At 72.4% G+C, this 24,444-nt stretch carries 22 protein-coding genes, 1 pseudogene and 1 riboswitch; of the genes and pseudogenes, 14 read left to right on the plus strand and 9 right to left on the minus strand.

Features of this window, described 5'->3' with window-relative positions; all coding sequences use genetic code 11:
* Positions 1 to 399: 399 nt before the first annotated feature.
* On the plus strand, positions 400 to 2,169 hold the full coding sequence (gene cdgB, locus ACZ5D2_RS18960) for a diguanylate cyclase CdgB (protein ID WP_468930570.1): 1,770 nt from the start codon (positions 400 to 402) through the stop codon (positions 2,167 to 2,169).
* Positions 2,170 to 2,237: 68 nt separating this feature from the next.
* Entirely contained in the window at positions 2,238 to 3,275 is a 1,038-nt protein-coding gene (locus tag ACZ5D2_RS18965; RefSeq protein WP_371677396.1) for a CBM35 domain-containing protein, read from the plus strand.
* Positions 3,276 to 3,328: 53 nt separating this feature from the next.
* Here the strand turns inward: ACZ5D2_RS18965 and ACZ5D2_RS18970 are convergent, their stop codons facing one another.
* The 3 genes from ACZ5D2_RS18970 to ACZ5D2_RS18980 form a co-directional block, all read right to left on the minus strand.
* Complete coding sequence (locus ACZ5D2_RS18970; protein WP_371677395.1) at positions 3,329 to 4,249, minus strand: 1-phosphofructokinase family hexose kinase; 921 nt, start codon at positions 4,247 to 4,249, stop codon at positions 3,329 to 3,331.
* Between the two features lie 102 nt (positions 4,250 to 4,351).
* Positions 4,352 to 5,503, minus strand: coding sequence for an N-acetylglucosamine-6-phosphate deacetylase (gene nagA, locus ACZ5D2_RS18975; protein WP_468930575.1), 1,152 nt, complete (start codon positions 5,501 to 5,503; stop codon positions 4,352 to 4,354).
* Positions 5,503 to 6,435 carry an ROK family protein gene (locus ACZ5D2_RS18980; protein ID WP_468930681.1) on the minus strand — a complete coding sequence of 311 codons (933 nt, stop codon included), beginning with the start codon at positions 6,433 to 6,435 and terminating at the stop codon, positions 5,503 to 5,505. The genes nagA and ACZ5D2_RS18980 overlap by 1 nt, the downstream gene beginning before the upstream one ends.
* A gap of 210 nt (positions 6,436 to 6,645) precedes the next feature.
* Between ACZ5D2_RS18980 and ACZ5D2_RS18985 the strand changes: the two genes are divergently transcribed.
* From ACZ5D2_RS18985 to otsB, 3 genes are all read left to right on the plus strand, one after another.
* Positions 6,646 to 7,947: an extracellular solute-binding protein gene (locus ACZ5D2_RS18985; protein WP_468930578.1), complete on the plus strand. Its 1,302-nt coding sequence runs from the start codon at positions 6,646 to 6,648 to the stop codon at positions 7,945 to 7,947.
* A gap of 78 nt (positions 7,948 to 8,025) precedes the next feature.
* On the plus strand, positions 8,026 to 8,262 hold the full coding sequence (locus tag ACZ5D2_RS18990; protein ID WP_030232458.1) for a DUF3263 domain-containing protein: 237 nt from the start codon (positions 8,026 to 8,028) through the stop codon (positions 8,260 to 8,262).
* Between the two features lie 55 nt (positions 8,263 to 8,317).
* Entirely contained in the window at positions 8,318 to 9,175 is an 858-nt protein-coding gene (gene otsB, locus ACZ5D2_RS18995) for a trehalose-phosphatase (protein ID WP_371677392.1), read from the plus strand.
* An 81-nt stretch (positions 9,176 to 9,256) separates the two neighbouring features.
* Here otsB and ACZ5D2_RS19000 read toward each other — a convergent pair whose 3' ends face one another.
* Positions 9,257 to 9,880, minus strand: a complete 624-nt coding sequence (locus ACZ5D2_RS19000) for a TetR/AcrR family transcriptional regulator (RefSeq protein ID WP_468930583.1) — start codon at positions 9,878 to 9,880, stop codon at positions 9,257 to 9,259.
* Positions 9,881 to 9,973: 93 nt separating this feature from the next.
* Between ACZ5D2_RS19000 and ACZ5D2_RS19005 the strand changes: the two genes are divergently transcribed.
* Positions 9,974 to 10,696 carry a hypothetical protein gene (locus ACZ5D2_RS19005; RefSeq protein ID WP_468930586.1) on the plus strand — a complete coding sequence of 241 codons (723 nt, stop codon included), beginning with the start codon at positions 9,974 to 9,976 and terminating at the stop codon, positions 10,694 to 10,696.
* Here ACZ5D2_RS19005 and ACZ5D2_RS19010 read toward each other — a convergent pair.
* Complete coding sequence (locus ACZ5D2_RS19010; protein WP_371677389.1) at positions 10,669 to 12,132, minus strand: alpha,alpha-trehalose-phosphate synthase (UDP-forming); 1,464 nt, start codon at positions 12,130 to 12,132, stop codon at positions 10,669 to 10,671. The genes ACZ5D2_RS19005 and ACZ5D2_RS19010 overlap by 28 nt on opposite strands.
* A gap of 62 nt (positions 12,133 to 12,194) precedes the next feature.
* Positions 12,195 to 13,145: a glucosyl-3-phosphoglycerate synthase gene (locus tag ACZ5D2_RS19015; RefSeq protein WP_468930590.1), complete on the minus strand. Its 951-nt coding sequence runs from the start codon at positions 13,143 to 13,145 to the stop codon at positions 12,195 to 12,197.
* Between the two features lie 195 nt (positions 13,146 to 13,340).
* Positions 13,341 to 13,499, plus strand: a riboswitch (SAM riboswitch).
* Positions 13,500 to 13,516: 17 nt separating this feature from the next.
* On the opposite strand from ACZ5D2_RS19015, the gene thrC reads away from it, so the two are divergent.
* The 7 genes and pseudogenes from thrC to ACZ5D2_RS19050 form a co-directional block, all read left to right on the plus strand.
* Complete coding sequence (gene thrC, locus ACZ5D2_RS19020) at positions 13,517 to 14,806, plus strand: threonine synthase (RefSeq protein ID WP_371677387.1); 1,290 nt, start codon at positions 13,517 to 13,519, stop codon at positions 14,804 to 14,806.
* Positions 14,807 to 14,840: 34 nt separating this feature from the next.
* A complete protein-coding gene (locus tag ACZ5D2_RS19025) occupies positions 14,841 to 15,116 on the plus strand; it encodes a MoaD/ThiS family protein (protein WP_371677386.1) in 276 nt (91 codons plus the stop codon).
* Positions 15,117 to 15,500: 384 nt separating this feature from the next.
* A complete protein-coding gene (locus ACZ5D2_RS19030; RefSeq protein WP_030232479.1) occupies positions 15,501 to 15,710 on the plus strand; it encodes a cold-shock protein in 210 nt (69 codons plus the stop codon).
* Between the two features lie 319 nt (positions 15,711 to 16,029).
* The gene (gene groL, locus ACZ5D2_RS19035) at positions 16,030 to 17,652 is read left to right on the plus strand and encodes a chaperonin GroEL (RefSeq protein WP_266840732.1); all 1,623 of its coding nucleotides are present in this window, start codon (positions 16,030 to 16,032) and stop codon (positions 17,650 to 17,652) included.
* Positions 17,653 to 18,317: 665 nt separating this feature from the next.
* Positions 18,318 to 18,932 (plus strand): phosphoribosylanthranilate isomerase, encoded by a 615-nt coding sequence (locus ACZ5D2_RS19040; RefSeq protein WP_371677385.1) that lies wholly within the window; start codon positions 18,318 to 18,320, stop codon positions 18,930 to 18,932.
* Positions 18,933 to 18,974: 42 nt separating this feature from the next.
* Positions 18,975 to 19,715, plus strand: coding sequence for a LamG domain-containing protein (locus ACZ5D2_RS19045; RefSeq protein ID WP_371677384.1), 741 nt, complete (start codon positions 18,975 to 18,977; stop codon positions 19,713 to 19,715).
* Between the two features lie 309 nt (positions 19,716 to 20,024).
* A pseudogene (locus tag ACZ5D2_RS19050) lies at positions 20,025 to 20,438 on the plus strand (S8 family serine peptidase); the annotation flags it as partial.
* A gap of 29 nt (positions 20,439 to 20,467) precedes the next feature.
* Here the strand turns inward: ACZ5D2_RS19050 and ACZ5D2_RS19055 are convergent.
* Genes ACZ5D2_RS19055 through ACZ5D2_RS19065 form a run of 3 tightly spaced genes read right to left on the minus strand, consistent with a single transcriptional unit; the run spans position 20,468 to position 23,832 of the window.
* Complete coding sequence (locus ACZ5D2_RS19055) at positions 20,468 to 21,967, minus strand: PTS transporter subunit EIIC (RefSeq protein WP_371677383.1); 1,500 nt, start codon at positions 21,965 to 21,967, stop codon at positions 20,468 to 20,470.
* A 57-nt stretch (positions 21,968 to 22,024) separates the two neighbouring features.
* Positions 22,025 to 22,948 (minus strand): N-acetylmuramic acid 6-phosphate etherase, encoded by a 924-nt coding sequence (murQ, locus tag ACZ5D2_RS19060; RefSeq protein ID WP_371677382.1) that lies wholly within the window; start codon positions 22,946 to 22,948, stop codon positions 22,025 to 22,027.
* Positions 22,945 to 23,832, minus strand: coding sequence for a MurR/RpiR family transcriptional regulator (locus ACZ5D2_RS19065; protein WP_468930684.1), 888 nt, complete (start codon positions 23,830 to 23,832; stop codon positions 22,945 to 22,947). Before ACZ5D2_RS19065 ends, murQ begins: the two co-directional genes overlap by 4 nt.
* Before the next feature lie 228 nt (positions 23,833 to 24,060).
* Here ACZ5D2_RS19065 and ACZ5D2_RS19070 point away from each other — a divergent pair, with 228 nt between their 5' ends.
* Complete coding sequence (locus tag ACZ5D2_RS19070; RefSeq protein WP_030232504.1) at positions 24,061 to 24,438, plus strand: hypothetical protein; 378 nt, start codon at positions 24,061 to 24,063, stop codon at positions 24,436 to 24,438.
* Positions 24,439 to 24,444 lie beyond the last annotated feature (6 nt).

Consider the following 24,444-nt stretch of genomic DNA (forward strand, 5'->3'; position numbering starts at 1 on the left):
AGGATGAGGGGTGGCGGACGGTTCGGGTCCGACCCGGGTCGGGGCGGTCGGGGTGGTCGGGGTGGTCGGGGCGGTCACAAGGGTCGTCTTCGGCACGACCCGAACGCTAGTCCCGCCGCCGTGCGGCGCACATCGGGCGGTGGTCCGAGCCGCGTCCCCGCCCCCCGGCCTAGGCCTGGGCGTATCGTTTGCTCACGAAAAGGAGCGGGAGCGCTCCCACTCCCCAACGTGCCCAGAGTGCGCGGTTATTCATCTCATGTGACTTGAGTCACAGAGGGCAAGATTTGTTGACCCTGTGTACCTGCCGCACAGCTCACTGTGATTCAGTGGACGGGACACCGCAACGAAACGCCGATGACAAACCTGGAGTTGCTGTCGAGGTCTCGGGGAGAGCGAGCAATGGAGACCGAGTCGGAGCCGTACGTCCGTCTTGCGACCCTGCGGCAGCTGCACCAGGTGGTGGCCGAACTCAACACGGCCCGTAGCCTGGCGGACACTCTGCAGACCGTCGTGGACGGCATCGTGCGCGGCCTCGGCTACGAGCTCGCCTGTGTCAATCTCGTACGCCCTGACGGGGATCTCGTCGTCGCCGCGTTCGCCGGCGACCCGGCCGCCGAGGCCCTGATCACCGGTCGCGTCGGCTCCCGCCCCTCCTGGGAGCGCCGTCTGGCGATGGGCGAGGACTGGGACGGGCTGCGCTTCATCCCGCACACCGAGGGCTGGGTCCTGATCGAGGACGACGTCCCCCAGTGGCACACCGACGGCCCCGATCCGCGCTTCGAGGACGAGTGGCATCCCGAGGACCGGCTGTACGCCCCGATGTATGCGACCGGAGGGGAACTTCTGGGTGTCATCTCGGTGGACAGACCGCGCAACGGGCGCCGCCCCGGCGCGTGGGGGCGCGAAGCACTCCAGATGTACGCCTTCCAAGCGGCGATTGCGATCAGCAACGCACGGCTGCGGGCGAACATGCAGCGGGCCCTGGTCCGGCTGGAACGCGAGCAGCAGGCGCTGCGCGCCAGCGAAGAGTCGTTCCGCCAGGCCTTCGAGTACGCGCCCAGCGGCATGGCCATCGCCGAGATGGGGGGCGACCAGCACGGCCGGCTGCTGCGCACCAACGACGCCCTGTGCCGCCTGCTCGGCCGGCCCGCCTCCGTCCTGCGCCGCTACTCCTTCTCCGACCTCGTGCACCCCGAGGACATCGGCACCCTGCTGCGCACCTCCGCCGAGGGCGGCCGCGCCGAGCTGCGCCTCGGGCGGCGCGACGGCACCTACGTGTGGGTCTCGCTGCGCAACTCCGTCGTCGCGGACGCCGCCGACGGTCCCCGTTTCCTGCTCACCCACGTCGAGGACATCGAGGAGCGCAAGCGGCACGAGCTCCAGCTCGCGCACCGCGCCAGCCACGACTCCCTCACCGGCCTGCCCAACAGCGCCGAGCTGCGCTCCCGTCTCGGGGCCCGGCTGTGCCGGCGGCCCCAGTCGGTGCGGGCCACCGCCGTGGAGGCGCTCGACGCGGCCTTCGAGACGCGCCCCGAGGCGGGTGGTGCGGGGGAGCACGGGTTTCGCCCCGACGGGCACGACGGCTCCGACTACGGCTTCCCGGCCCCCGGCGTCGGTACGGGGGCGGCCGGGGCGGGCGCCGTTCCGGGCTCCGGGGCGGCGCCGGGGACGGACCCGTTCGACTTCTCCGGCGCCTTCACGTCCCACGCGGACGGCCCGTACGACCACCACGTCCACATCGTGGCGCCCGCCACGGACGTCGACGACGGGACGAAGGGGCTCGCCGTCCTCTTCTGCGACCTCGACGGCTTCAAGTCGATCAACGACCGGTTCGGTCACCACACGGGCGACGCGGTCCTGATCGAGGTCGCCCGGCGGCTGACGACGTGCGTCAGGGACGGTGACACCGTCGCGCGGCTCGGTGGTGACGAGTTCGTCGTCCTCGCCGATGGACTGGGCGCCGCCGACGCCGCCGACCTCGCCGTACGGCTGCGCAACGCGATCATCCCGCCGATCCGGGTGGACGGCCGGGCGGTTCGCGTGGGGGCGAGTTTCGGGATCGGCTGGGCCAGCTGCGGGATGTCGGCGGACGAGGTGCTGCGCTCCGCCGACCAGCGGATGTACATCGAGAAAAGGTCCCGTTCCAAGGCACACCGGCGGGCCGGGTAACCTGATCGGCCGCTCGTGGGCGCACGTGTTCGGGGTAGGCTCCCGTGGGTCGAAAGGAGTGACCTGCGATGACGACGCCCGCGCACAACGGCCCGCACGGTGGGGCGAACCAGCCCGAGGACGACGACCCGTTCGGCTACCTCTACGCGGACGGCCAGGCCGCCGGAGCCACCCCGCCCGGTCAGGGCGGCGGATACGGCTACCCCGGCCCCGCGGTCGGTGGCCCGTCCGGCGCGCAGCCCGGCGTCCCCCGTACCTCGTACAACCAGGTGCGCACGGTCGGTGAGCGGACGTACGGCGGCCAGCGCGGCGCGGTCCCGCCGCAGCAGCAGGCCCCGGCCTACCAGGCCCAGTACCAGGCTCCCGAGGCGCTCCAGGCGGGCGGCTACGGCGTTCCGGCGCAGCAGCAGCACACCCAGCAGTCCCCCCTCCCCGGCGGCCGTGGCGGCCACGGCGGGGGCGGCGGCTCCAGCCGCAAGGGCCTGCTGATCGCCGCGGTGGCGGTGGTCGCCGCGGTGGCGATCGGCATCAGCGCGGCGCTGGTCTTCGGCAAGAAGGGCGACGACAAGAAGGGCGGCAACCAGGCGTCGTCCCAGTCCCCGAAGCCGTCGGCGCCCCAGCAGAACACCGGCGGCACCGAACCCAGCGGTTCACCGGAGCCCTCCCAGAGCCCGCTGCCGAAGGGCGAGGCCGCCGGCGCGGGGATGGCGCTCACCGGTGGTGCGGTGCTGCAGAGCGCGGTGCAGGGGTCGAAGAGTTCGGGCGGCCAGTACGTCGGCAACTTCAACACGCCGGGTGCCGCGCTGACCTGGACGGTCGAGGTCCCCGAAGCCGGTGACTACACGCTGTTCGTGAACTACGCGGTGCCCGGCAAGGACGCGAAGACGACCCTCACGGTCAACGGGCAGAGCCCGAACCAGTCCCTGAACCTGGCGAACTTCGCGAAGGCCGAGGCCGGGGCGTGGGACAAGGGGTGGACCCGCACGTTCGCGTTCATAACCCTGAAGAAGGGCTCGAACGCGATGAAGATCTCGTGCGAGGCCGGCAACCAGTGCGACGTGATCTTCGACCAGCTGAGGCTGGGCCAGGGGCACACCAAGGGCTGATGCGCGGCGACGGCGCGGGGGCGCACCCCTCGCGCCCGCCCCCTCGCGACGCGCTACTGGAGCGGCGTGACCTTCACCGACCCCCGTACCTCCTCGTAGGTGCGGGGGTCGAACTCTCCCGCCACCGGGGCGTGGACGGTGGCCGCCGAGAGGGCCACCGCGCGGGTGAGCCGGGCCGGCCAGTCCAGGCCCTCCGTGAGGGCGGAGAGCAGGCCCGCCACCGCGGAGTCGCCCGCGCCGGTGGGGTTGCCGGACAGCGGGCGGGGCGGGGCCGCCTGCCAGGTGCCGTCGGGGGTGGCGGCGAGGAGCCCTCCGGGGCCCAGGGAGGTGACCACTGCGTGGGCGCCCCGGCGGCGGGCGTCGCGGGTGGCGGGGAGCGGCTCGCGGGAGCCGGTCAGCTCCGCCAGTTCGGCGGAGTTCGGCTTGATGATCTCCGGCCGGGCGGCGACCCCGCGGCGCAGGGCCTCGCCGCTGGTGTCCAGGAGGACCGGGACGCCGGCGGTGCGGGCCGTCCGTACGAGGGTCGCGTAGGCGCCGACCGGGACGCCCGGGGGGAGGCTGCCGCACAGGGCCACCGCGCGTGCTCGGGCGGCGAGTTCGGTGTAGCGGTCCAGGAAGGCGGACCATTCCCCGGCGGTGATCTGCGGGCCGGGTTCGTTGAACTGCGTGGTGTCGCCGGTGGTTTCGTCGACGACGGCCAGGGTGCGCCGGGTGGTGCCCGAGCAGGGGACGAGGGCGTCGGTGACCCCGGGGCAGCCGGCGAGCAGTTCGCGTACGAGCGTGCCGGCCGGTCCGCCCGCGAAGCCCGTCGCCGTCACCGGGTGGCCGAGCGCGCCGAGCACCCGGGCCACGTTCAGGCCCTTGCCGCCCGGGCGTTCGGCGACACCGGTGACCCGGTGGGAGGCGTGCGGGAGCAGTCGCGGCACCCGGTGGGTGACGTCGAGTGCGGTGTTGAGCGTCACGGTGAGGATCATGGCCAGCCCCGGTCTCGGTGAATGCCGGGATCATGCCAAATACCGGGCGGCGGGCCCAGTCCCGAGGGCCCGCCGCCGTGCTCCGTACCGCCGGAAGGCCGCTCAGGACAGCGGGTTGACGATCCATTCGCCGCGCCGCATGACGCCCTTGAGGTCGAACGCGGCGTCGAGGACGACCAGGTCGGCGTACTTGCCCGGTTCCAGCGAGCCGACCTCGCCGTAGAGGCCGAGGAGCTTCGCCGGGTTGGCCGAGATCGCCTGGACCACGGATTCGACGGGCAGCCGGTCGACCGTCACCGACCGCTTGAAGGCGGTGTCCAGGGTCAGGGTGGAGCCCGCGATGGAGCCGCCCTCCACGAGGCGGGCGACGCCGTCCTTGACCTCGACCTCCAGCGGGCCGAGGTGGTAGGTGCCGTCGCCGAAGCCGGCCGCGTCCATGGCGTCGGTGATCAGCGCCACGCGGTGGGCGCCGGCGTGGTGGAAGGCCAGCTCCAGCATCGCCGGGTGCAGGTGGGTGCCGTCGTTGATCAGCTCGACGGTGACCCGTTCGTCCTCCAGCAGGGCGGCGATCGGCCCGGGGGCGCGGTGCTCCAGGCCGGGCATCGCGTTGTAGAGGTGGGTGGCGACGGTCGCGCCGGCGTCGATGGCCTGGCGGGTCTGGTCGTACGTGGAGTCCGTGTGGCCGATCGCGGCGATGACCCCGTGCTCGGCCAGCAGCCGTACGGAGTCCAGTCCGCCCGGCAGTTCGGTGGCGAGGGTGAACATCCGGGCGGTGCCGTGCGCGGCGTCGACCAGCTTGCGGACCTCGGCCGGGTCGGGGTCGCGGAGCAGGTCCGCCTTGTGCGCGCCCTTGCGGCAGGGGTTGATGAAGGGGCCCTCGAAGTGGACGCCGGCGATCTCGCCCTGCTGGGTGAGCTCGGCGAGCAGGGCGGCGCGCCGGGCCAGTTCGTCGAGGTCGCCGGTGACGGTGGAGGCGACGAGGGTGGTGGTGCCGTGCTCGCGGTGGGTGCGTACGCCCCGCAGGACCTCCTCGGGGGTGCCGGAGGTGAAGGAGGCCCCGCCGCCGCCGTGGTTGTGCATGTCCACGAAGCCGGGGACGATCCAGTGCCCGGACAGGTCGACGATCCCGGCGCCCTCGGGGGCGCTGCCCGCGATGCGGTCGCGCTCGACGATGACCCGGCCTCCCGCGACGGTCCCGGTGGGCAGCACCACCCTGGCGCCGGAGAGAACGGTGCTGTGTGCGCTTCCGGACATCAGGCAGGTACCTCCGTGGCGAGTAGGTCCCAGGCGAGCAGCCCTGCGCCCAGGCATCCGGCGGTGTCCCCGAGGGCAGCCGGAACGATCTCGGGCAGCCGCTGGAACGTCACGCGCTCCTCGACGGCCGCCCGAAGTGGTGTGAACAAGGTTTCCCCCGCCTCGGCCAGCCCGCCACCGATGATCAGCGTGCTCGGGTCCAGCAGGGTGATCGCGGTGACCAGTCCGTCGGCGAGGGCGCCGATCGCGGTGAGCCAGACCTCGCGGGCGCGCGCGTCGCCGGATTCGACGGCCTTGGCGCAGTCGGCCGCGTCGGCCGCCGGGTCGCCGGAGGCGGCGGCCCAGGCGCGGGAGACGGCGGAGGCGGACGCCAGGGTCTCCAGGCAGCCGTGCTGGCCGCAGCCGCAGGCGGGACCTCCGGGACGGACCACGATGTGACCGATCTCGCCCGCGTAGCCGTGCGCGCCGGCCTCGATGCGGCCGGCGATGCCGATGGCACCGGCGATGCCGGTGCCGAGCGGGACGAACAGGAAGCGTTCGGTACCCCGGCCCGCGCCGATGCGGCCCTCGGCGAGCCCGCCGGTGCGGACGTCGTGCCCGAGGGCGACGGGGACGCCGCCCAGGTGGGCTCCGAGGAGCGCGCGCAGCGGGACGTCGCGCCAGCCGAGGTTGGCCGCGTAGACGGCGATGCCCCGTTCGGCGTCGACGATGCCGGGGACGGCCACTCCGGCGGCGGAGGCGGTCGTGCCGAAGCGTTCGAGGCCCAGGCGCAGCAGCTCGTCGGCGAAGTCCAGGATCGTCTCGACGACGGCTTCGGGGCCCCGCTCGCGGCCGGTGGCGCGGCGCGCCTCGTGCAGCAGGTTGCCGTCCCGGGCGATGAGGGCGGCCTTCATCCCGGTGCCGCCCACATCGAGGGCGATGACGTGTTTCACGGGTTTCACAGGAGACAGTCTCGCGTGCTCGGGAGGGAAAGGTCTAGTCCATTGAGGGGATTGTTGAGCCGCCATACAAATTCGGGACCTTGGTCCGGATACGGTCCGGACACAGTCCGGGCGCCACGCCGTTCCGGATGTGGAGGAGCCGTCAAAGTGGTGTAGACCTTACGTCGAATCGTACGTACAAAAAGGGGTGGATCGAGAACCGTGAAGGGCCGTTACCTGAGCCTGGCCGCTACCGGGGCCGCACTGTGCCTGACGGCGACGCTGACGGGCTGTGGAACCGTGTCGGGTCTCAGCGGGGACAACGAGGTGACCCTGCGGGTCGTGGCGGCCGATTACGGCGACAATCCGCAGAACTCCTCCGCGACCTACTGGAAGGGCCTCGCCTCCTCCTTCGAGAAGGACAACCCCGGCGTGCACGTCGAGGTCAGCGTCTACTCCTGGTCGGAGGTCGACGCCAAGGTCGCCGCGATGGTCAAGGCGGGCAAGGCCCCCGACATCGCGCAGATCGGCGCCTACGCCGACTACGCCGAGGCGGGCAAGCTCTACACCGCCGACGAGCTGCTCTCCGTCAACACCGAGGCCGACTTCCTCGCACCGCTCGCCGACGCGGGCAAGGTCAAGCGGGTCCAGTACGGAATGCCCTTCGTGGCCAGCACCCGGCTGCTCTTCTACAACACCAAGCTGCTCGGCGACGCCGGAGTGATACCCAAGGACGGCTCGACCCCCTGGCAGCCCAAGAGCTGGGCGGACCTGGAGGCGGCCGCCAAGAAGCTCAAGGGCGCGGGCGTGCCCACCCCCTTCGCGCTGCCGCTGGGCCGCGAGGAGGCGCAGGCCGAGTCGATGATGTGGATGCTCGCGGGCGGCGGCGGCTACACCGACAACGAGGAGGCGTACGCGATCGACTCCCCGGAGAACGTGAAGTCCTTCGAGTTCCTGCGCGACAAGATGGTCGGGCAGGGCCTGACCGGCCCGGTCGAGCCGGGCAAGCTGGACCGCCAGGCCGCCTTCGACGCCTTCACCCGCGGCGAGGTGGGCATGCTCAACGGCCACCCCACCCTGCTCAAGCAGGCCGCGGGCAAGGGCGTGAAGTTCGGCATGGTGCCGATGCCGACCACCGACGGCGCCGACCATTCCGCGATGGGCGTCGCGGACTGGGTGATGGCCTTCAGGAACGGCCACAAGAAGGAGGCGGGGAAGTTCCTGGACCACCTGTACTCGGCGAAGAACGTGACCGCCTTCACGTCCATGTACGACCTGCTGCCCGTCACCACCAGCGGCTACCGGGCCATGGATGCGAGCACGGGCGGCTCGGCGGCCCAGCTGAAGACCTTCCTGGCCGCCCTGCCGACGTCCCGCCTCTACCCGGTCGGCAAGAAGTCCTGGGCCGGGGTCAGCGAGGACATCAAGCAGAAGATCGGACAGGTCGTCCAGCCGGGCGGACAGCCCGAGAAGGTCCTGGAGGACATCGCGACGAGCGCGCGCAAGGCGGACGGCGACCACTGAGCCGGCGCCGCCCGCCACCGGTGCCCCCGCGCGGGGCCGCGCGGGGCCGCTGTCGGCGGGCGGCGTTAATCTGGCCGTATGACGGACGACGGGCGGCTGACGGCCACGGAGGCCGCCGTGCTCGCGTACGAAGGCCGCACCTGGCCCGGGCCCGGCGCCAAGGAGCGGGCGATACGGGAGGGGCTCGGACTGACCCCCGTCCGCTACTACCAGCTGCTCAACGCCTTGATGGACGATCCACGGGCGCTCGAACACGCACCGGGCACCGTCAACCGGCTCCGGCGGATCCGCGAGGCCCAGCGGGCCCGGCGGTAGGCGACTGTCCGCGAAGGGGTGGGCGCGTCCGGGCGTCGCCGGTAGGGTCGTCTGCATGGGGAGCCATCCGCACGACCTGCCGATGCCCGTGCCCGCCACCGCAGCCGGACGCGAGGGACTCGAAGCCCTCCTCCGCACACCGCGCAACGCCGTCGTCGCCCTCGACTTCGACGGCACCCTCGCCGAGATCGTCCCCGACCCGGACCAGGCCCGCGCGCACCCGGACGCCGTACCGGCGCTCGCCGCGCTCGCCCCGCGGGTCGAGGCCGTCGCCGTGGTCACCGGCCGCCCGGCCGGGGTCGCCGTCCGCTACGGCGGCTTCGCCGGAGTACCCGGTCTGGAACACCTCGTCGTCCTGGGCCACTACGGGGCCGAGCGCTGGGACGCCGTCACCGGCATCGTGCACGCCCCCGCCGAACACCCCGGAGTGGCCGCCGTACGGGCCGAGCTGCCGGGCTTCCTCGACGCCATCGGCGCGTGGCGCGGGACCTGGATCGAGGAGAAGGGCCGCGCGCTGGCCGTGCACACCCGGCGGGCCGAGGACCCGGAGGCGGCGTTCGCCGCCCTGCGGGAGCCCCTCGCGGAGCTCGCCGCCCGCCACGGGCTGATGGTCGAGCCCGGCCGGGCCGTGCTGGAGCTGCGTCCGCCGGGCATGGACAAGGGCGTCGCCCTGACGGAGTTCCTGGAGGAGCGGCAGGCCGGGGCCGTGCTCTACGCGGGGGACGACCTCGGGGACCTCGCGGCGTTCTCGGCGGTCGAGAAGCGCCGGGCCGACGGGCTGCCGGGGCTGCTGGTGTGCAGCGGCTCCGCGGAGGTCCCGGAACTCGCCGCACGCGCCGACCTCGTCCTCCCGGGCCCGGCCGCCGTGACGGCCTTCCTCGCGACCCTCGCCGGGGCCCTCCCCACCCCCTGACCCGCCGGGCCCGGGAGCCGCCCGTGCGGGCAGTACGGGACCAGGGGATCGGGGGGATCAGGGGACCAAGGGACCGGCGGATCAGGGGATCAGCGTCGCGAGGCCGGCGCAGATCAGGCGCACGCTGAGCAGGAACTTCTCGTCCTCCCCGTGGGCCGAGGCGGCGGCCACCGTCAGCGGGAAGCGTTCCAGCAGCGCGGCGACGTCCTCGGGCCCGACGGGCGCCTCCGGGGAGTCGCTCTGCTCCTGGAGCACGAAGCCCGTGAGGTGGCTGAGCAGCGCGTCGGCCCCGACGGCGCAGTCCGCCTCCGGCACGCCGGCCGCGCGCAGGGTCTCCAGCAGCCGCTCCATCACCGACAGGGCCCCGGTGCTGAGCACCTTCGGGCTGTCGGCGAACATCACCGCGCCCCCGGCGTGGCGCCGGATGCCGTCGCGCAAGGTGAGGGCCTGGGCCTCCACCCGTTCCTGCCAGCCCGCGCCGGGATCCAGCGCGGCCAGTGCGGCGGTGCCGGCATTGTAGGCCTGCCGCGCCACCCGGTCCGCCATCAGCCGGACCAGGACGCCCTTGCTGGGCACGTGGTAGTAGAGGCTGCCCGCCTTCGCGTCGAGCCGCTGGGCCACGCGCCGCATGGACAGGCCGTGGTAGCCGGACTCGGCGAACTCCGCCATGCCCGCGTCGATGATGCGTTCCTTCGTCAGCTTCACGGGGACAGCCTACGCCCATTTTCTAACACTGTTTGAAAGTGCCCGTCCGGAGCGCTACTGTCATCCCACGACGACCGGAGGGGGGTGGCGGCGATGGGCGCGATCGTGTTCAACGCGACCACGGCGGCATTGATGGTGATGATGTTCAACGGGGGCCTCGACCTCCTGGGCCGGGACACCCTGCGCGGGCGCCGTACCCCCTGGGCGGCGGTGGCCCTGACCGCACTCGCCCTCGCCGGGGTCCTCACCCAGCTGTGCTGGTCCGGGGCCATGGACGCCCTCGACGACGACCCCGCGAAGAGCGGGTGGTGGCGGGTGGTCACCGCCGTGTTCATGCAGAACGGCGGCCTCCTCGGCGGCGCCTGGAACATCGCCACCCTCGCCGCCGTCGCCGCGCTGGCCGACTGGTTCTGGGGAGCGCCCCGCACCCTGGCCCTGTTCCTCGCCGGGATCCTCCTGCCGGAGCACCTCGACGCCCTGCTCGGCGTGGGCGGCCACCACAGCACCGACCCCCGCAACTTCGCCGGGAGCTCCGGCGCCACCTACTTCCTCGGGGCCACCCTCGCCGCCGCCCTCCTGCTCCGCGCCCTGCGCGCCCGCCGTGCGGACGCTGCGGGCGCCGGCCGCGCCAAGGAGCTGCTGCTCGCCGCCGGGGTGCCCGTCCTCGGCCTCGTCCTGTGGTTCGCCCAGGCCAACGGCCACGGCCTGGTCTCCTGCTACGGATTCCTCCTCGGAGCCCTCGCCCTGTGCCTCCCGGGCCCGCGGCCCGCGACCGCGCCCGCCCCCGCTCAGGCCCCGGCCAGCGCCGCCAGCTGAGCCTCGAACCAGGCCGCTGGGGGCAGCGCCGTGGCCGCCGCGGCCAGCCGCTTCGTCCGCTCCGCCCGCTCCGCCCGGGGCATGGACAGCGCCTCGTGCAGGGCCTCGGCCGTCGCGGTGACGTCGTACGGGTTCACCGTGATCGCGTCGCCCTTCAGCTCCTCGTGCGCCCCCGCCCCGGTCGACAGCACCAGCGCGCAGCCGTCCTCCGAGACCACCGGGATTTCCTTCGCGACCAGGTTCATGCCGTCCCGCACCGGGTTGACCAGCGCCACGTCCGCCATCCTGTACGCCGCCAGCGAGCGCGCGAAGTCGTCCTCGACCGACACCAGCACCGGCTGCCAGTCCGCCGTCCCGAACTCCTCGTTGATCTCCGCCGCCAGCTCCCGCACCGAGTCCGTGTACGCCCGGTACACCGCCAGGTCCTGCCGGGACGGGTACGCGGAGGCCAGGTGCACCACCCGCTCCCGCCACTCGGGGTGCGTGACGAGCAGCTCCCGGTAGGCCAGCAGCCCGCGCAGGATGTTCTTCGACAGCTCGGTGCGGTCCACGCGGACGATCGTCATGCGGCCCGCGACCTCCGCCCGCAGCGCGGCCAGCCTCTCGTCCACGACCGGCCGGTGCGCGAGCGCGCGCAGGTCGTCCGCGTCCACGCCGAGGGGGTACTGCCGGACTTCGGTGAACCGCTTCGGGCCGTAGCGCCCGTCGGCGACCGCCCTGCGGTGCCAGACCCCGCGCTCCGGGACCCCGCTGGGCAGGGACGACTCCGCGATGCCGGTCGCGTCGTCCGCGTTGGCCCCCGTGATGAAGTTCACCGACCAGCGCCAGGCGTGGAAGCCCAGCTGGTCCGCGCCGAGCATGCCCCACACCAGCTGGGAGCGGATGTCGTCCGGGAGCATGTCCATGAACTCGCGAGACGCCCACGGGGTGTGCGTGAAGTGCGCGATCCGCAGGTCGGGGCGCAGCTCGCGCAGCTGCCCCGGGACCAGGGCCAGGTGGTAGTCCTGCACCAGGACGCGCGCGCCCTCGGCGGCCTCCTCGGCCAGCGCCCGGGCGAAGGCCCGGTTGTAGGCGACGTACGCCTCCCAGTGCCGGCGGAACGCCGCGTCGAAGACCGGCTCGCGCGGGACGTCGTAGAGGTGGTGGTGGGTGAACCAGAGCACCGAATTGGCGATGCCGTTGTACGCGCCGTCGTACACGGCCGGGTCGATGTCCAGCATCCGCACCCCCGGCTCGGAGGTGCCCCGGCGCACCGCCTCCCGGTCGGCGCCGGAGAGGGCCGCGCAGATCCAGAGGGCCTCCGGCTGCTTCGCGAGGGCCGCCGACAGGCCGGAGACGAGCCCGCCCCCGCCGCGCCGGGCGCTGAGCGTGCCGTCGTCGGAGAGGACGTAGGAGAGCGGGCCGCGGTTCGCGGCGACGAGTACCTGAGAAGCCATGGGGCGAACCTAGCCCGGCCCGCCCCTGCTCAAACTCGTGTGCGGCACCGCTCCGGCGGCCGTCAAGCGACGCGGCGGCCCGCGTACTCCTTGATCTCCGCCATCGGCGGCCGCTCCTCGGTGTCCACCGGGTAGGTGCGCGGAACGAACCCGTCCGGCCCCCGCTCGAACTGGGTCAGCTCCGGTCGCACGAGGTGCGCACGCGAGAGCCGGACCTGCGCCGTCCGGTAGATCGCGGCGGCCATCCGGCCCAGCGCCCGCCCGTCCTGGTGCCGGTGCAGCCGGACCCCGACGTCGACCTGGGCCAGCGCGTCCAGCCCGACCGTGTGCAGCGCGTCCACCAGCAGGCCCAGCTCGACGCCGTAGCCGACGGGGAAGGGGAGGCGCTCCAGCAGGGAGCGCCGTACGGCGTACTCGCCGCCGAGCGGCTGAACGAAGCCGGCCAGCTGCGGCCAGTGCAGGTTGAGCAGGGGGCGCGCGACCAGCTCGGTCACCCGGCCGCCCTGGCCGGGGGCGTCCGCGAGCGGGCGGTCGTACATGGCCTTGACGAACTGCACCTGCGGATCGGTCAGCAGCGGGCCGACGATCCCGGAGACGAAAGACGACGAGAAGTCCCGCAGGTCGGCGTCGACGAAGCAGACCACGTCACCGGTGGTGGCGAGCAGCGAACGCCACAGCACCTCGCCCTTGCCGGGCAGCGCGGGGATCCGCGGCAGGATCGCGTCCCGGTGCACGACCCGGGCACCGGCCTTGGCCGCGACCTCCGCCGTACGGTCGGTGGATCCGGAGTCGACCACCACCAGCTCGTCGACCAGGGGAGTGGGCAGGCCGTCGATCAGATCGCGCCGGATCACCTCCACGATCTCCCCGACCGTCGCCTCCTCGTCGAGCGCGGGCAGCACCACGCTGACCGTCGTCCCGGCCGCCCGTTTCCGGTCGAGCAGCTGGTCGAGCGGTCGGTCGGCGGCGGACCAGGAGCGGTCTGCCAGCCAGCGCTCCACCTCATCCAGCACCCTCAGCACTCCCTGGTTCCTCGGTGGCCCTCGGCGATATCGGCCGATATGCGATCCATCTCGCGGTTCGGACGGCTGTCTCAACCGCCCTGCCCTTCGGTTACAGTCTTGAACAACGCGACGGACCACGGCATGCCGGGGTCCCCGCGCACAAACGCACCGGCGCGCCTCAGAGCGCGTGTGCCGGTGCCATACCGCTCATCCAGAGGGGCAGAGGGACACGGCCCGTTGAAGCCCCGGCAACCCTCCAGTCGGTTCTCGCGATGCGTTTTCACACGCACCCCCGCGAGGTCCCCGGCTAGGGAAGGTGCCAATTCCGTCTCATGGCGAAGTGCGCCATGGGGAAGATGAGGAGAAAGGGCCTCGCCGTCATGGCTGCACAGACTGTCGCCACCTCTACCGACCTCGGTTCCGTCGATCTCGGACCCGCCACCGGCCTCTCCTGTCGCGAGTGCGGCACCCGCTTCGAGCTCGGCCCGATCTTCGCGTGCGTCGAGTGCTTCGGCCCGCTGGAAGTCGCCTACGACCTGCCGCTCGGCGACCCCGAGGCGCTGCGCGCCGCGATCGAGGCCGGCCCGAACAACATCTGGCGCTACGCCCCGCTGCTGCCCGTCCCCGCCGACGTGGCCTCCAAGCCCAGCCTGAACCCCGGCTTCACCAAGCTCGTGGACGCCCGGAACCTGGCCAAGGAGCTGGGCGTCACCGGCAAGCTGTACGTCAAGGACGACTCCGGCAACCCGACGCACTCCTTCAAGGACCGCGTCGTGGCCATCGCCGTCGAGGCGGCCCGCGCCTTCGGCTTCACCACCCTGTCCTGCTCCTCCACCGGCAACCTGGCCGGCGCCGTCGGTGCCGCGGCCGCCCGCGCCGGCTTCCGCTCCTGCGTGTTCATCCCGCACGACCTGGAGCAGGGCAAGGTCGTCATGGCCGGTGTCTACGGTGGCGACCTCGTCGGCATCGAGGGCAACTACGACGACGTCAACCGCTTCTGCTCCGAGCTCATCGGCGACCCGCTGGGCGAGGGCTGGGGCTTCGTCAACGTCAACCTCCGCCCGTACTACGGCGAGGGCTCCAAGACCCTGGCGTACGAGATCTGCGAGCAGCTCGGCTGGCGGCTGCCCGACCAGATCGTCATCCCGATCGCGTCCGGCTCCCAGCTGACGAAGATCGACAAGGGCCTGCAGGAGCTGATCAAGCTCGGCCTGGTCGAGGACAAGCCGTACAAGATCTTCGGCGCCCAGGCCGAGGGCTGCTCCCCGGTCTCCACCGCCTTCAAGGCCGGCCACGACGTGGTCCGCCCGCAGAAGCCGGACACCATCGCCAAGTCGCTGGCCATCGGCAACCCGGCGGACGGCCCGTACGTCCTGGACATCGCCCGCCGCACCGGTGGCTACGTCGAGGACGTCGACGACACCCAGGTCGTCGAGGCGATCAAGATCCTGGCGCAGACCGAGGGCATCTTCGCCGAGACCGCGGGCGGCGTGACCGTCGGCGTGACGAAGAAGCTCATCGAGAACGGGCAGCTCGACCCGGCGCTGACCACCGTGATCCTGAACACCGGTGACGGCCTCAAGACCCTGGAGGCGGTGGCCGCGGACAGCGGTCAGACCGCCACCATCCGCCCGAGCCTGGACGCGTTCCGCGCCGCCGGCCTGGCCTGACCCTTCCCACGACTCCCGGAAAGGCGGTAGCGCCATGAGCGTCAACGTCCGCATCCCCACCATCCTGCGCACCTACACCGGCGGCGTCGCCGAGGTCCCGGCCGAGGGCTCGACCCTGGCCGAGGTCATCGAGTCCCTGGAGAAGAACCACCCGGGCATCGCCGCGCGCGTCCTGGACGACCAGGGCAAGCTGCGCCGCTTCGTGAACGTCTACGTCAACGACGACGACGTGCGCTTCGAGGGCGGACTGCAGGCGGCGACGCCGGACGGCGCCGGCGTCTCGATCATTCCGGCCGTCGCGGGCGGCTGAGACCCCGAAAAGCAGAATTGCCCCCTCCGCTAATAAGCGGAGGGGGCAATTCTGCTTGATTGGGCGCGGTAGAGTTGGGGAAGTCCCCTCCGGTGCTCTTGCCCGCCGCATATGAGCCGGCCCCGTGAGGGTTGACATTGAGTCAACATGCGTGCGCCCTTTGGGGCTTTGGCGAAGATTGTCTGGCCCGAGTTGCCCGGCCATATGCCAAATTTTCACTCTATTTCTATGTTTCCGCGTGTCCAGAATTCTCGTCGGATTGACCTGTTGCAGACAGCAGCGGTGCGGATACATTCAGCCCCGGTCGAGGCGTTCCGGCGCAAGTTCTGACCCGGGACCGCGAAGTGCGGTACCGCGCAAGGGCCAGTAATAGGGGAGTTAGGCATGGCTCAGGGCACCGTCAAGTGGTTCAACGCGGAGAAGGGCTACGGCTTCATCGCGGTCGACGGTGGTGCGGATGTGTTCGTCCACTACAGCGCCATCCAGATGGACGGGTACCGCACCCTTGAAGAGGGTCAGCGGGTCGAGTTCGAGATCTCGCAGGGCCAGAAGGGTCCGCAGGCGGACATGGTCAAGCTCGCTGCTGCCGGCTGAGACCGAGCGCGATCGACCACCGACGCAACAGACGCACGAGGGGCCCACATCCCGGACACGGGATGCGGGCCCCTCGTGCGTCGCCCCGCGAACCAGGCCGGAAGCCGCCCGGCATTGCCCGAAGCCGCTTGCACTCGCGGGGGTCGAGTGCTAATCATTGGCGTTAGCACTCTCCCGGTGAGAGTGCTACTAAGACGAGGACCGGGTCGGTGAGGCCCGACGGGTCCGGCGGGAAGGAACCGCCGGCTCCGCAGGCCGTCCGTCGCGGGCGCGGGCGCGGTCCGGAGCAATCCACCCCTGTCCGGGAGGACCACTTCAGATGGCCAAGATCATTGCGTTCAACGAGGAGGCCCGGCGCGGTCTCGAGCGTGGCATGAACCAGCTCGCCGACGCCGTCAAGGTCACCCTTGGCCCCAAGGGTCGCAACGTCGTCCTTGAGAAGAAGTGGGGCGCCCCCACGATCACCAACGACGGTGTCTCCATCGCCAAGGAGATCGAGCTCGAGGACCCGTACGAGAAGATCGGCGCCGAGCTGGTCAAGGAAGTCGCCAAGAAGACGGACGACGTCGCCGGCGACGGTACGACCACCGCCACCGTCCTCGCCCAGGCTCTCGTCCGCGAGGGTCTGCGCAACGTGGCCGCGGGTGCCAACCCGATGGCCCTCAAGCGCGGTATCGAGAAGGCCGTCGAGGCCGTCTCCGCCGCCCTGCTCGCGCAGGCCAAGGACGTCGAGACCAAGGAGCAGATCGCTTCCACGGCCTCCATCTCCGCCGCCGACACCCAGATCGGCGAGCTCATCGCCGAGGCCATGGACAAGGTCGGCAAGGAAGGCGTCATCACCGTCGAGGAGTCGCAGACCTTCGGTCTGGAGCTTGAGCTCACCGAGGGCATGCGCTTCGACAAGGGCTACATCTCGGCCTACTTCGCGACCGACATGGAGCGTATGGAGGCGTCCCTGGACGACCCGTACATCCTGATCGTCAACTCCAAGATCGGCTCGGTCAAGGACCTGCTGCCGCTCCTGGAGAAGGTCATGCAGTCCGGCAAGCCGCTGCTGATCATCGCCGAGGACGTCGAGGGCGAGGCCCTGTCGACCCTGGTCGTCAACAAGATCCGCGGCACCTTCAAGTCCGTCGCCGTCAAGGCCCCGGGCTTCGGTGACCGCCGCAAGGCCATGCTCGGCGACATCGCCATCCTCACGGGCGGCACGGTCATCTCCGAGGAGGTCGGCCTCAAGCTGGAGAACGCCGGTCTCGACCTGCTCGGCCGCGCCCGCAAGGTCGTCATCACCAAGGACGAGACCACCATCGTCGACGGTGCCGGTGACAGCGACCAGGTCCAGGGCCGCGTCAACCAGATCCGCGCCGAGATCGACAACTCCGACTCGGACTACGACCGCGAGAAGCTCCAGGAGCGCCTCGCGAAGCTGGCCGGCGGCGTGGCCGTCATCAAGGCCGGTGCCGCGACCGAGGTCGAGCTCAAGGAGCGCAAGCACCGCATCGAGGACGCCGTTCGCAACGCGAAGGCGGCCGTCGAGGAGGGCATCGTCGCCGGTGGTGGCGTGGCCCTGCTGCAGGCCTCCTCGGTCTTCGAGAAGCTGGAGCTCACCGGTGACGAGGCGACCGGCGCCAACGCCGTGAAGCTCGCGCTGGAGGCCCCGCTGAAGCAGATCGCCGTCAACGGTGGTCTCGAGGGTGGCGTCGTCGTGGAGAAGGTGCGCAACCTGGCCGTCGGCCACGGTCTGAACGCCGCCACCGGCGAGTACGTCGACATGATCGCCGAGGGCATCATCGACCCGGCGAAGGTCACGCGCTCCGCGCTGCAGAACGCCGCGTCGATCGCCGCGCTGTTCCTGACGACCGAGGCCGTCATCGCCGACAAGCCCGAGAAGGCCGGTGCCCCCGCGGGCGGCGGCATGCCGGGCGGTGACATGGACTTCTGATCGGCCCCCGGCTGATCGGCTGTTCTCGAACGAGGGCGGCACTCCCTGCGGGGGGTGCCGCCCTCGGGCGTTTCCCGGTGGCCTGGAAGCCGCTCGTGTCGATCGCGAAGCCGAACGGCCGGGGTACGGGCAGGGCCTCGCCGAAGGTCACCGTCCTACGGGAGCGGTATCCGGCGGGGAAGGATCCCGGAAGCAGGTGATCTCGGAGTCCTACATGGTGACGACCAGGTTCGAAGGCCGATTCGTCCGCCACGAAGAGGCCGGGTGCGTAGGCGCCCTCCGCTGCCGAGAAGCGGAAGAGGAAGGGCGCGGTCTCCGCGACGTGCCGGTCGGGTGCGTGGATCTGGAGCTGTTCCCGCAACGAACGCATGCCCCGTAGGTAACGCAGCCTGGACCACGGCGACACGATGATCTTCCCGCGGATGAGCTCGGCCTTGAAGCCGTCCGGCGTGTCCATCTCCTCGACCGTGCGCAGGAGCGTCTCGAACGTCTGCGGTGCCGCCCGCTGTATCGGCGTGGCCCGTTCGGTCATGGTCGTCACCGTTCTCCTCCGCGTGCGAGGCCGTGCACTGGGCGTCAGACACCCCCTAGTGGGGCGTGGCCGGGTCGCGCCCGGGTGTCGAGACGGGGCGCCGCCGATCGGGGGGCTTTGGTTGACTGGGGGTATGAGCGATCTCTTCGTGAAGATCTGCGGGCTCAAGACGGCCCGCGACGTCGACGTGGCCGTGGAGGCCGGGGCCGATGCCGTCGGGTTCGTGTTCGCGCCCGGCAGCCCCCGGACCATCGGGGCGGGCGCGGCGCGCGAGCTGGCCGCGCGGGTGCCCGCCGGGGTGCTCACCGTCGGGGTGTTCCGGGGGCAGTCCGTCGAGGAGGTGCGCCGGTTCACCGAGGAGAGCGGCGTACGCGGCGTGCAACTGCACGGGGACGAGCCGCCGGCGCACTACGAGGCGCTGCGCGCGCCCGGCCGGACCCTGCTGCGGGCCACGGCCGCGCGGGTGGAGCGCTGCGGCGAGTACGGGGAGGACCTGCTGCTGATCGACGCGCCCGACCCGGGGTCCGGCAAGCCCTGGAACTGGGGCTCGGCGGAATTCGCGGCCCCCGAGGGCCGTTGGCTGCTGGCCGGCGGGCTGAACCCGGGCAACGTGCGCGATGCCGTGGCGGCGACCGGGGCCTGGGGCGTGGACGTCTCCAGCGGGGTCGAGGCGGAGCGCGGGGTGAAGTCCCCGGAGTTGGTCCGCGAGTTCATCAGCGCAGTGCGATCGTATGATTACTCTGCGTGAGAATGCCAGTGTGAGTTGCCTCTGAGCGGGCACAACGCCTGTATGGAACCGGAAACGTTCGGATGGCTGCGGCGCCTGACGCGCCGCCTCGCTCCCGGAGGTGGAGGCGGAGGGCTGCCCGGGCTCGCCCCGCGCCGTGCCCCCGCCTTCACCGCCGACTTCACCTCGACCACCCAGTGGGTGGCCGGCCGCTCCTGGGCCTATCCAAACGGCGGCCCGGTCAACCCGGGCGACAACAAGCTCGACCACCTCGTCGCCGACCCCGCCTACAGCCGCGGCGGGACCTTCCTCGCGACCCTGCGCCCCGACGGGAACTGGGACACCGGACTGCTCACCACCGAGGGCAGCGACGAGGGGTTCATGGTCCGCACCGGCGACGTGCTGGAGGCACGCGTGCGGCTGCCCGCCGAGACGGGGGCCTGGCCCGCGATCTGGACCTGGCGCGACGGCGGCCAGGAGATCGACGTCTTCGAGTACCACCCGGACAACCCCGACCTGCTCGAACTCTCCAACCACGTCCGCGAGGCACACCGCTACTACCGCGACCCCGCCGTCCGGCCCGGAGCCTGGGTCGACCTGAAGGTCGAGTTCGGCAGGACCTCGGTCGTCTGGTGGGTCAACGGCACGCGCGTCTTCTCCGACCGCCGGGGCGTGGGGCGCAGCTGGCGCGCGTACCTCATCGTGAACCTGTCGGTGTCCGCCGGGCGGTACCACCCGGCGCCCGGCCCGGAGCTGACGCGGATGTCCTACGAGGTCTCGCAGCTGCAGGTGTACCGGGGCTGAAGAGGCGGGGAACGCGGACCCGTAGGGGCGTCCGGTGCCGGGACCCGGTGCGCGCGGGGACCACCGCGCCGGAGCGGGCCGTGACCTCGGCACAGGGTGCTCCGGGTCGCCCGTACGGGTGGATTCTTCAGGGCCGTGCGCGGGGGCGCGGACGGGGGGCGACAGCGGCGGATGATCGTTTCGGCAGTCGGTGCGGCGGGCCCGTGACGCGCGGCGCGGGCCTTCGGCCACGCGGAGGCGGGCGGCTCGAGCCGGCTCCGGGGGCGACCCGATGAACCGGGGGCCGCCCCCCGGGAACCCCCGCCGGTGCCGGGCGCGGCCCACCCCGCCGATCCCGCGCACTCCTGGGGCCTGGACCGGATCGACCAGCGCCGCCTGCCGCTCGACAACGACTTCAGTGCCAACACCAGCGGCCAGGGCGTGACGGCGTACATCGTCGACAGCGGCATCGACTTCGGGCACCCCGACTTCGGGGGCCGTGCGGTGCGCGGCTTCGACGCGGTCGGCGACGGCCGCAACGGCGCGGACTGCGCCGGCCACGGCACGCACGTCGCCGGCACGGTGGGCGGCACGACCTTCGGGGTCGCGCGCAAGGTGAACCTGGTGAGCGTCCGCGTCCTGGGCTGTGACAACCGCGGAGCCTGGTCGGGGATCATCGCGGGCTTCGACTGGGTGGCGAACAACGCCCGGCAGCCCGCGGTCCTGAACGTCCGGGGCGGCGGCGCATGAGCGCCGCCGCCCCGGCGCCCCTTCTACGCCGGCACCGGCTGCTTCTGCGGACCGGCGGCCGGTGTGTCCGCCGCCTGGTCCGGGTCGGTGTCGAGCTCGGCCAGCATCTGCCGGGTGAAGCCGAAGAAGTAGGTCGCGGCGAAGCCGACCAGATAGCCGACGGCGAGGCCGCCCGCGTAGACGGCGACGGTCGCGCCCATGCCCGCCGTGCCGTCCAGCAGCGGGAAGAGGGCCCACCCCGAGGGGCCGATCGCGGTGGAGCCGAAGCCGATGCCGAGCTGGTTGAAGAGGCCCACGAAGGCCCCGCCCGCCGCGCCGCCCACGCAGGCGGTGATGAAGGGGCGGCCCAGCGGCAGGGAGATCCCGTAGATCAGCGGCTCGCCGACGCCCAGGAAACCGGCCGGGAGCGCGGACTTGATGGTGGTGCGCAGCGAGCGGTTGCGCGGGAGCCGGCAGTAGACGGCGATGGCCGCGCCGACCTGGCCCGCGCCCGCCATGGCCAGGATGGGCAGGAGCACCGTGTAGCCGGTCTGCTCGATGAGGGTCGTGTGGATGGGGATCAGGGCCTGGTGCAGGCCCAGCATCACCAGGGGGAGGAAGAGCCCGCCCAGCACCAGCCCGGCGAAGGCGCCGCCGGTGGCCAGCAGCCAGGTGGCGAAGGTGCCGATGGCGTTGGAGACCGAGCCGGCGAGGAACATCAGGCCGAAGAGGGTGACCAGGCCGGAGACCAGCACCGTGAGGGTGGGTGTGACCAGCACGTCCAGGGCCTCGGGCACCCGCTTGCGGCACCACTTCTCCACCTGGACGGCGAGCAGCGCCGCCGCGAGCGCGCCGAGGACGCCGCCCTGGCCGGGGGAGAGGTGCTGGCCGAAGGCGTCGATCTTCGCGACCCCGGGGAAGACGATGATCGCGGCGACCGCGCCGCCGAGGACCGGGGTGCCGCCGAACTCCTTGGCGGTGTTGTGGCCGACGAACACCGCGATCAGGGACATGAAGCCGGAGGCGATCGCGGCGAGGGCGGGGACGAGCGCCGGGAACCAGCCGAGGTTGGTGAGCATGCCGTTCAGGCCCGCGATGATCCCGCAGCCGATGAGGGCGGGGATCAGCGGGACGAAGATGTTCGCGACGCGGCGCAGGAACAGTTTGAACGGGGTGGCGTTGCGGGCCTTCTGGGCGTCCTTCAGCGCCGTTCCCCGGTCGGCGAGTTCGGCCGAGGTGACGGAGGGGTGCGGGGCCGCGGCGGCTCCCGGGGCGGCCTCGGTGCGGGCCTCGGCGACCAGGGCCTCGAGCTCGGGGGTGACGCGGGCGACGGTTCCCGGCCCCAGCACGATCTGGTACGTGTCGTCCTCGACCACGCCCATGACCGCCGGGAGGGCCTTGAGTTCCTCGTGCCGGACGAGCGAACGGTCGCGCAGCGCGATGCGCAGGCGGGTCATGCAGTGTGCGATGGAGGTGATGTTGTCCGGGCCGCCGACCAGAGGAAGGATCGCGGCGGCTGTGGCGCGGTTCTTGTCAGTGGACATGGTGGTGGTTCGCCTTGCGTCGGGGGAGCGGGCAGGGTCCAGCGGTACGGGTGGGGTTCAGCGGGTCGCGGCGAGTGCGGCGCGCAGGTGGCCGCCGGAGGCGGTGAGCAGGGTGGCGGCGGTGGGGCCGTCGACTCCGCCGAGGATCACCAGGATGGCGTTCTTGACCTCGCCGTCCGTGGCGGTGAGGGCGGCCTCGATCTCCGCGTCGGGCGCGCCGGTGGCCAGGGCGACGATGCGGCGGGAGCGGGCGCGCAGCTTCTCGTTGGAGGCGCGCACGTCGACCATGAGGTTCCCGTACGTCTTGCCGAGGCGGATCATCGTGACGGTCGAGATCAGGTTCAGGACGAGCTTCTGGGCGGTGCCCGCCTTCAGCCGGGTGGACCCGGTGAGCAGCTCCGGGCCGACCACGACCTCGATCCCGTGCTCGGCGGCCGCGGCGAGGGCGGAGCCGGCGTTGCACGACAGCCCGACGGTGAGCGCGCCGCGGGAGCGGGCGAACTCGACGGCGCCGACCGCGTACGGGGTGCGGCCGGAGGCGGAGATGCCGATGACGCTGTCGTCGGCGGTCAGGCCGAGGGCGGTGAGGTCCGCGGCGGCCAGCTCCGCGGAGTCCTCGGCGCCCTCGACGGCCTTGACCATCGCGGTGGGGCCGCCCGCGATCAGGCCGACGACCTGCTCCGGATCGGTGTTGAAGGTGGGCGGGCACTCGCTGGCGTCCAGGACCCCGAGGCGGCCGGCGGTGCCCGCGCCCGCGTAGACCAGGCGCCCGCCACGGGCCATGCGCGCGGCGATCCCGTCGACGGCGGCGGCGATCTGGGGCAGCCGGCCGGCCACGGCGGCCGGGACGGTGGCGTCCTCGGCGTTCATGACGCGGGCGATCTCCAGGGTGGGGAGCCGGTCGATGTCGGCGAGTTCGGGGCGGAAGGCCTCGGTGGTCAGGCTGTCGAGCTGGGCGCGGAGGGCGGCGTACGCGGTCATGGGCGGGACTCCTGGCGGGTGGTACGGGGCGCGGTGGCGCGGTGGCGGGGGGCGAGGGCCTCGTAGGACGCGGCGAGCGCGGGCGCGGCCGTCTCGTAGGTGCGCTGCGCGACGCCGACGAACAGGCAGTCGACGACGAGGAGCTGGCTGGTCCGGCTCGACATGGCGGCCGGGCGCAGCCGGCTCTCGCGGGCGGCCGAGGTGGCCAGGACGAGGTCGGCGTAGTGGGTGACGGGGGAGGAGGGGCTGCCGGTGACGGCGATGGTGGTCGCGCCCCGTTCGAAGGCGTGGCGCAGCGGGTCGATGACGTCGCCCGTGCCGCCGGAGTGGGTGACGGCGACGGCCACGTCCCCGGGGCGGAGCTGGACGGAGTTGGTGACGGCGAGGTGGGGGTCGGGGTGGGCGTGCGCGATCAGGCCGATGCGCAGCAGCTTCTGCGCGAGGTCCTGGCCGACGAGGGCGGAGGCGCCGACGCCGTAGACGTCGATGCGGCGGGCGGTCGTGAGGGCGTCGACGGCGGCGGACAGCTGCGCCAGGTCGAGTGCGGCGGCGGTGTCGGCGAGGGTCTGCGCCTCCTCGTGGGCCAGCTTGGCGACGACGTCGGAGAGCGGGTCGTCGACGGCTATGCCGGCGGTGACGGCGGGGGCCTCGTCGGACTCCTGCCGGCCCGCGAGCGCGGCCAGCGCCAGGCGCAGGTCGCGGTAGCCGGGGTAGCCGAGGAGGCGGGCGGTGCGGACGACGGTGGCCTCGCTGGTGCCGGTGCGTTCGGCGAGGGCGGTGACGGTGAGCCGGGAGCACCCGGCGGGATCGGCGGCGACGGCTTCGGCGACGACCTGCGCGGACGGTGTCATGGACGCTCCGAGCCCGCGGATCCGGGCCCGCAGGGCGGCGGGGGTGGGCGCGGGCGCGGGGGCCGGGTCGGGGGCCGGATCGTTGGCCGGTGAGGGTGCCGGTGCGGAGGTGAAGGTTTCTTTCGCGTTCTGGCTCACCCTTGAAAGCTATTTTCGCGGGCTGTGGGCGTCAAGGTGCCATGGGGTCCCGGCGCGCCGGGACTTCGGACCCCCGGGAGAAGGGCCTTAGCCACTGGCCCGGTACGGGTCCACAATGGGCGCATGGACCACGCGACCCCCCTGGAACAGGCGCTGCATGTCGCCCGTGCACTTGTTCTCGCCGACCTCGCCGCCGGCGAGGTCGCCGATGCCGACGTCGTCTCCCTCGTCGAGGACTCGGTCACGCACCGCCGGTGGTGGGTGGAGCAGTGGCCCGAGGGGGTCGACTACCTTGCCGGACTCGTCGCGCAGGACGTGAAGGACGCGCTGCTGGAGAAGTACGGGCGCTGGCCGCTGTGCCCCGTGTGCGCGCACGGGGAGCCGCACGCGCTGGACGTGGAGCCGGAGCTGGGGCCCGATCCGCACTGGGTGTGCTCCGAGGCGGGCGTACGGGTGGCGGCGGTGGGCGGCCTCGGACCCGTCTTCCACCCGGGCCGGTGAGCCGCC

It is taken from the genome of Streptomyces sp. NPDC031479 (genome assembly GCF_055581065.1).